Origin of the sequence: Algoriphagus aquatilis, assembly GCF_042657405.1 — a bacterium.
GTDB lineage: Bacteria > Bacteroidota > Bacteroidia > Cytophagales > Cyclobacteriaceae > Algoriphagus > Algoriphagus aquatilis.
On sequence record NZ_JBHSKS010000028.1, the window covers coordinates 1,561 to 10,075 of the forward strand.

5 protein-coding genes are annotated in these 8,515 nt (G+C 38.1%); all 5 read right to left on the minus strand.

The genetic code is table 11. The features are described from left to right. On the minus strand, positions 1–2,311 hold a 2,311-nt coding region (locus tag ACFPIK_RS18030; protein ID WP_377917845.1), incomplete at its 3' end, for an Ig-like domain-containing protein. 214 nt (positions 2,312–2,525) lie between these two features. Continuing rightward, entirely contained in the window at positions 2,526–4,586 is a 2,061-nt protein-coding gene (locus ACFPIK_RS18035) for a T9SS type A sorting domain-containing protein (RefSeq protein ID WP_377917847.1), read from the minus strand. A gap of 765 nt (positions 4,587–5,351) precedes the next feature. Further along, complete coding sequence (locus ACFPIK_RS18040) at positions 5,352–7,343, minus strand: OmpA family protein (protein ID WP_377917849.1); 1,992 nt, start codon at positions 7,341–7,343, stop codon at positions 5,352–5,354. After that, entirely contained in the window at positions 7,343–8,317 is a 975-nt protein-coding gene (locus ACFPIK_RS18045; protein WP_377917851.1) for a PorP/SprF family type IX secretion system membrane protein, read from the minus strand. Before ACFPIK_RS18045 ends, ACFPIK_RS18040 begins: the two co-directional genes overlap by 1 nt. 55 nt (positions 8,318–8,372) lie before the next feature. Continuing rightward, the coding region (locus ACFPIK_RS18050) for a T9SS type B sorting domain-containing protein (RefSeq protein ID WP_377917853.1) at positions 8,373–8,515 on the minus strand (143 nt) is incomplete at its 5' end.

An 8,515-nucleotide genomic window follows, 5' to 3' on the forward strand; every position in this document is an offset into this window, starting at 1 on the left:
CTTCGAGCGTTCCGGCAACATAGCTGATCTGGTAGTTGGACGTCACATCGTTATTCGAGGAGTCTTTGATCACCGCTACACTCGCCACGTTCGCACTTTCGCCTACAACCGTCTGGCTGCCGGTTACCGTTGCGGTATACGTATGGCCTGCGACCAAGCTTCCGGTGGTGATTTCCGAGCCGGAGTCAGTAAGCGCCGTGCCGTCATACACTTTCTCATCGCTGGCTGCCGTGATCTCGATTGCTCTTGTTGTTACTTCGAGCGTTCCGGCAACATAGCTGATCTGGTAGTTGGACGTCACATCGTTATTCGAGGAGTCTTTGATCACCGCTACACTCGCCACGTTCGCACTTTCGCCTACAACCGTCTGGCTGCCGGTTACCGTAACAGAAACCAAACTTTCTCCATCAAATAAAACACCAGATGAAAGAGAATAGCCGGGATTAGTGAGAGTCGAACCATCGTAGGTTTTTGTATCACTATTCGCAGTTATAATAAGTTGTCTTTGAGTTTGAAAATACCAATACTCAGACTCAAAGCTAAAACCCCGAAATGCATTGTTACTTAAATCCTCAATAAAATTTCCATTTTCATCATTAATCACCGCAACGGTTATTTTAGCATCATAAGGGAGATTCTCCTTAAGAGTAACATTCAATGAAATTAGATCAGAAGAAATAGAAAGATTGGAGCGATCTTCTGTATTGGATAGATCAAAAATTTGTATAGGATCCGGAGAAGTCCCAGAATAGATTGCTAATCTTCCCCCAGTACCAAGCTGTATTTCTTCGTCAAAAGTTAATTTAAGCGAGGTACCAACAGGAACATGGATACTCTGATGCGCAGGACTAACTTGAATCAATTCAGGTGGAATTCGGTCCACAACTCGAATAAAAAACTCTTGGTATTCTACTCCTGCATCACTACTGGATTTGAGCAATACCCGATGAATCCCCAGATCTGACTTTTGAGGAGTCCCTTCCAATAGACCCCAATTCTGAAGCTTAAAAAGTTTATTAGTTTCAAAATTAGAATAGATTACACTCCCCCTTCCAGAGTTGGAGATACTTCGCACATTTTCGGTATCGGTATCACTGATCTGAATAACCGTATTGTCAGAAGATTTAAATCTTACCAAACCCCCATTACGCTGGGCGATAAAAAAATCTCCTCTGCTATTTCTATTTAAACCCTCTACCCACTTATCTGAAAAAGAAGAAAAATAAATTCTATTAGAAGGGATAGATGTGTTTTTCAAATCAAAAGAATTTATTCCACCTCGCTGACCGGTACCTAAAAAAAAAGTCGAGGAGTTTTCATCTATTGAAACACTTGTAGGTCCATTTAAAGCCAATCCAGACAAAAAAACACTAGAAGTCGTTCCTTGACGGACAATTACTCTTCCTGACCCATAATTTGGCATATAATAGCGTCCAGCATATTGAAAAATAGAATAGATTCCTCCTGAAATATTAACAAATGGATTTAGGGTTTTATTCGGATCCGATAATTCAATCCTAGTAACGGATCCAGAACCAGCACTTTGTCTAGGAATAAATAAAAAATTCTCAGAAACATAGAGAGAATAAATACTACTACCACTAGGAGGAATAAGACCTGTTCTCCACAAAAAGGTGTCTCCCGTATGATAATTCACCTTGAAAATCTCGCTACCTGTTGAATTACTAACATAGACATTACCAAAAGGATCCTCAGCAACTCCTCCGATAAGGTTATTTCCAAAATCTCCAAAAGATACGGGATTATAATTTTTATATTTAATAGTTTGCCCATTTACTACGCGTTCAATATTAGTGTAGAAATTTAACCATGAAGGAATAATTTGAGGTGAAAGGTTCGGCTCAAGATTCCCAAGAAAATCAGTAATAACTGTATAAGAATAAGGATCTCCATAATGTATTTCCACATAAGGATTGGAGGGATCCTCTACAGGGCTAGAAACAAAGGGTGGGCCGGACAAAGCCGCTAAATCACCAAGAGATTCAAAGATTAAAATGCCATTTGAATACACTTTAACTTTATCAGTACCAAAATCATTGGGCAAGGTGATAGTCAAAGTAGTTTGATCTGAAGTAACATTACTAATTTGACAGGGAGCGCTATCTCCAATTCTAACTTCCATATCAAGTGTCAAACCGGAACCAAATAATTTTAAAGAACTTCCCGGATAACCATAGGAGGGATAAAAGAAAATAGGAGAAACGGTAGTTTGAGAAAACAAAAAAGAAGAAGAGGAACAGAAAATAAAAACAAAACCAATAAGCTTATTTAAACTGGACCAATTGAACATAAAGTTAAGTAATTTGAGCCTAGCCAAATAATCAAAAAACAAACCAATTTATACCAAAAAAAATAAAATGAACTTATTTGATATGTTTTGAAAAATCTAATCATTCAATAAAAATAAAAAACATCCAAATAGTAAAATTAATTCGTTTTATATTCATCTATTAAAAGTAAAAAATGGGCACCCCAAACCCGAAATGAGATAATATTCAAACAAATTATTTCTTAAGAATCCGATAAGAACGGGAAAAATCAGGAGCTTTAATTGTAAAAATATAAAATCCATTAGGCAAAAATTCCAGATTGAATTCTACTACACCACTTTGATAAACCTCGCCCTCCTTGTCTAATTCTTTAGATAAAACACCATCCAGAGAGTGAATAAAAAAATAGGCAGACTTTAAATCCAATTGGTTAGTCTTAAAAAACAGTTTATCAACAAATGGATTAGGATAAAGCAAATACTCGTCCTTACTTTCATCCTTGTAATTAATCACATTAACAACTTGAGAATAAACTTGAATAGGAATTGTGGGATGATCAACAACAAGTCGATAAAAATTATTGCCTATTTTCGGTGATAAATCAATAAATGACTTAATATTTGATTCATTTAAACTTAAATCATTAAAAATAGAAGAAAAAATCAAATCATCACCTGCTCTTTCAAGACTAAGCTTATTAAATCTAAAATAAGAATTATTTTTTAAATCCCAGTTAATAAGTATAGTTTTGTTCGTTTGTAACTTCCCAGTTAATGTAAAATCAATATTAGTTAAAATTCTAATATTTAATGCTTTAAAATTAATCTCTTTAGTTAACTTACAGCCAGTAACAGGATCAATAGCACTTACAAAAAAAACATAATCACAAGGTGCACACCCATCAGAAGGAAAGATAGTTAAGACATTACCATCCATTGAAGAATTACTTGAATTAAATGCCGGATCCAAATCCCATTCAAAATCAACATCCCCATTATATCCAATTATTTCCGGACTTAAAGTGATTGGTCCTCCTGCAGGAAACCAAAACTCATTATTTTCTATTCTTTCAAGCGCTTGAAAAGAAACATCTAAAGTACCCCCACCAGATTCCCTACGAAGGTCTTTAATTTTAACATCCTGAATAATGGCTATCTTTATGCGATTAAAAGCGACTGAAATAGGAAATTTAAGGGAATAATTAGATCCATTCTTAATTAATGACGAATTCACATTTTCAAGATCCAAATAAGAATTACCTAAAGGCTCATTATCCGAAAAAGGTTGGATTTTTAAAATATCATCAATGGAAGAAAGTGTCACATCTGATCCAAATTCAAAAATAATAGACACAAAATCACCAGGAATGGAGAAGGAGTCGAATAAAAAAGAAACGTCTAACTCACCCGGGCAATTTGAAACCAAACATGGCTTTAAATCCAATACACCTCCATTAGTACCAGAAACACCACCTCCATTATTTAAAGAATTGGTATATAAATAGTCCAGGTAAGTATCACAGGTAGAACCTAAAACATAAAATTCATATACTAAAAAGGGTAAATCATTCAAATCACCATTTGTATTATCTACATCCATTCTAATTCCATAGAATTCTGTATTTATCTGCTCTGTTACAATTTCAAAAGTTGAAACACCCAATTTAAGATTTGAAATAATCAAGTCTGGATCAAATTCAAGCTTAATTGGATTACCACTATCATCTAAAAGATATTCTCCAATTTCATCAGTAGCATAGACACTTATGCTTTGAACAAACGAATTCAACTCATTGATTCCAAAAATATCGTTATCAAATCCTAATTTGATTCCAATTTTTTTTTCAACCAAGGGTCGATAAAAAAAATTTCCAACTCCATCATCTATAATTTCAAAAAAATATACCCCAAAAAAAGATTGATCCTCTTCACCAAATTCAGCCTCCCCATATGTATCTAAAAGACCATCAGAAGCTAAACCTACATCAAGTTGAAAATTGGGACAAAAACCTTCAATACTGGTGTTACAACCAAAATAAAGCCCGTCACCAAGATCATCTTTAGTAGCATAAATTCTTTTTTGACCGAAAGCCTCATTAGGAAAGAGACTAAGAGTTACTAAAAAAACCAGTAAAGATGTACTAAAAAAAATAAATTTTTTCAACCTTCTAGAACCATCGTAAGAAGAACAACCAAAATAAGAGCAACAGAAAACTTTTCTGAAAGCATGAATGAGATCAAATATAATACTGAAAATTATTCCACACTGGCTAATAAAGTATGAGATAAGATTCATGATTTATTGATTTAAAAAAAATAAGGATAATTATTTGAAGTTATTCTGAAATAAAAAATAAAAAAATATAACATTAGTTGAAAAGAATTCTTTGATATTGAAAAGCGATCAATTTTAATATTTATAGAATGAAAAGGCATGAATTAAGGATTTAATTAATAATTAATTATTTCAATTTTCCCAGAAAATCATTTCCAAATCTCGACGATAAACTACGTATTAAAATTACCTCTCAAACGTAATCCAACTTACGAAAATAATAAGGTTTAGTAACACTGATTACGATCGAAACCATAAGTCTAAATTCAAACTTTAATAATTCAAGTTTAAACTTAATTCAATCCAACTATTGACCTTAGAATTTTAACCAAAGTTTTCTGAGTAGGCAACCTATCCGTGTAAAACATTAACTTAGACGGCTTCCATTACTATAAATAAAGCACTATCGCTAGGCTAAATACAGCTTCAAAAAATATGCCAAAAAAAGTAAAATTAAATCTCTCTACCAACCCCAAAAATCATACTTATCAAATAATACGATCCTATAACAAAGAGCGAGTAAACTAATAAAAATAAAACGACTTTTACCAACCGTTGCTTACCGGTAAGATTTGGAAACATAAATAAGTTTACTGGTTTAAATGAAATTTAAAATAAGAGAATAATTAAGTATAAATAAAAGATCTTAATTATCAGTTGAGTCAATTCCAAAAGAAATTACAATCGGGTAACTCTTGAGAGTTACCCGATTGTAAGAACAAATAATTATTTTTTTTCAAACCACTTAATCACAAACTCTCTGCTGGCAAAGTCTGCAGGGGTAGCTCCGGAAGGGAGCTCGTAGCTTTTGCTTTGATCAGGGAATGCTACCAGCTTCAGCTCACTGCGTCTATTTTGCTGATGTTTCGATGGAGGACATGGTACCCCATCACCACAGTCGTTTACTAATCTGGATTCGCTAAACCATGCGGAGCTTACTCGTTCACCTCTAATCCCATTTTCCTCCAGGTATTTGGATACAACCTTTGCTCGTCGTTCACTGAGCTTCTGATTGTATTTATCACTAGCCCTAGAGTCTGTATGGGATTCGATCACAAGGTTCAATTCCGGATGTTTGGCCATAAAAGACATGATCTCGTTTAGCTTTTCCTTACTCAGTTCTCTTAGAAAGTCTTTGTCGAAATCGTAATAGATGACCGCCTGATACACCTCAATTCCATAAGGAATCTCAGCCATTTTCAAAATGATCTCTTCCTGATCGTTGGCCAGAGTGGCTGTCAACTTCTGGGTGAAGTATCCCGGCCTGCTTGCCACAAACGTATAGGTACTGCTTTTCTTAGTCATGTTTACCAGTTCCTTATCACCTACCGAAGTGATGTCTGTACTCTTGGTACCTTCCAAAAGCTGTAAATTGGTACCCGCCTTGATCGAGTTGCCTGCGGCATCTACCACCATGATCTTCAGGCTGCGGTCAGCCCATGCCACCATGTACAGGTCATCAAAACCAATACCTCCTACGCGATCCGAACCCAGATAGGCTTCCGTCGCTCCGTACTTGATAAATCCAAAGTCATCAGCAACCGAGTTGATTGGCTGCCCCATGTTGCTCACTGTACCAAACGCATTGCCCTCAAGCAGCGCAGTGTACACGTCAAGCCCTCCGAATCCTCCCTTACGGTCGGAAGCAAAATAAAACTCATTACCGTATCTAAACCCGTCACGCTCATTGGCTGGGGAGTTAATTCCCGATCCGAGGTTCACCGGTTCAGAGAACTTCAGCTCTGCGTCATAGGTCACATAATACAGGTCATAGCCCCCCTGTCCTCCCGGACGGTTGGAGGAGAAGTACACCCGCTTCTGCTCTTCGTCCACTCTTGGGCTGATCACCGCGAAGGCATTGGTCTGATTGTATGGAAAGGCCTTCACGTCTTTCACCGTGTTGGAAGCGGCATCAAAGGTTCCATAGAATACTCCCGGATAAATCACCTGATCACGTTTCTTAAGCTTGTTAGGAGTTGCCGTGAAGATCATTTTTCCATTGGCCATCGGCTGGGGATCGGCCAAATGATAAAGTTCAAAACCTTCCACGGTTACCTTCTTGGCATCGCTGCCTACTGCCTTGGCATAAATACCGTAATAGTTCTTGCCATCAGACTTGAAGTAGTTGCGACTGAACTTGCTGCCTTTCGCATCAAAGCGGACTCCGGACTTCTTGGCCTGGCCTCCCTCGCCGCGGTTACTGGCAAAATACTGCACTCCGGACTTGGCGCCTGTCATGCTGTAATCCGATGAGTTGGAGTTAACCCCTTCCATGGCTTTCAGTTCATATACCCGGTATGCAACCTGTGTGGCTTTAGGGGCAGAAAACTCCTCAAAATCCCCCGCGCCATAGGTTGAACCACGCAGATCATCTGTAGGATTGTAATTCTGAACCGAACGATATCCGGCTTTCACCAAGGCTGCATAATCTTCTTTCGTCGCTTCACCAGCGTAGGATACCGCCTTTTTCCACCATCCGTAGGATTCCGAGTAGGCATAGATGGCGTCCAGCGATTGTGCTGCCTTTCGGGCAGTAGCATAATCCTGTTTTACCGCATAGCTTTTGGCATATTCATCTGCCGCAAGTCTATAATTGGCCAACTCATACTGCTTGTCCGCATATTGCAGACGGCTTGATTGAGCCAACACATTCAATGACACAGATCCTGTGAGAATCAGAGTCAGTAAGGATATTTTCAAGCTGTTATTCGTCATCATCAAAACCATCTAGGATTTTTCATTACTGTGTTTTTGGCTCTCAGGTAATATCCCAAAGAGAACTCGTGTGAGTTGTTTCCATAGCTATTGAGCACATTTAGATTATGGTCGTAAGCATAACCAATACGTAAATCCGGGGTGGCAAAAAATTCCACTACAGCTGCTACGGCATTTCGACGTATCAAATCTTCTTGAAGGGAATTTTCGAAGACTCTCGCATTGGAACGAAAGGAACCACCCAGCCATAATTTCTCTTTAAAAAGAAACATAGAATTGAGATCATAATTAGTCGGACTGCCTTTCACTTGCTTAACTAAGAAAGATGGTTTGAATTTTACACTTTCATTGATTTTAAAAATAGCACCCGCGGTCAAATAATAGTGAAGATCATGGTAAGCCAAACTAACATCTTCTTTACTAGCAGCATCCTTTCCGATCATATTATAGACACTCACCCCTGCGTAGAACTTATCCGTATGGAAAAACAAGCCGGTGTTTAGATTGGGAACCGTCACATTCACTTTACCTTCCGGAATAAGCGGATCATTCTGGTCATTGGGAACCAACTGATTGGCATCCATTCCGTAACGGGCAAAACCAGCACTCAGGCCCAAAGCCAAATGAGATTTTGTTCCAGTTCTAAGACGGTACGCATAAGTCACCAATCCTCCGGAATTGACAGTCGGACCGATACGGTCATCCACAAATGACACTCCGAAGCCCATCGTGCCTTCATTGGCACTGAAGTCGGCCGTCACGGTCATAGTCTTGGGTGCACCGGGAAAATTGGCCCACTGGTTTCGGTAGGTACTCTGTATATAACCTTCATTCTTGTACCCGGCATAGCCCGGATTGATATGCAAGCCATTAAACATGTACTGGCTGTACTGAGGAAGCTGCTGGCCCTTTGCCCAGCCCGCAAGGGCCAGGAAAAGGATCAGCGTTCCGTATTTTTTCAATTTAGTATAGATCATAACGATTGTTTTTTCTGAGGTTATTGCCTGAATAGTTTTTCAATTCATCCGTTCATTACTTTCGGATAAGTTGAATCCATCCTTTGAATTCGGTCGGATTACCGTTGATATCCACCACAGAAAGGATGTAGAAGTAGGTACCAGATACCAGTCCTTCTCCAGCCCAATCGTTTTGATACCCTTTCTTCTGGAATACGT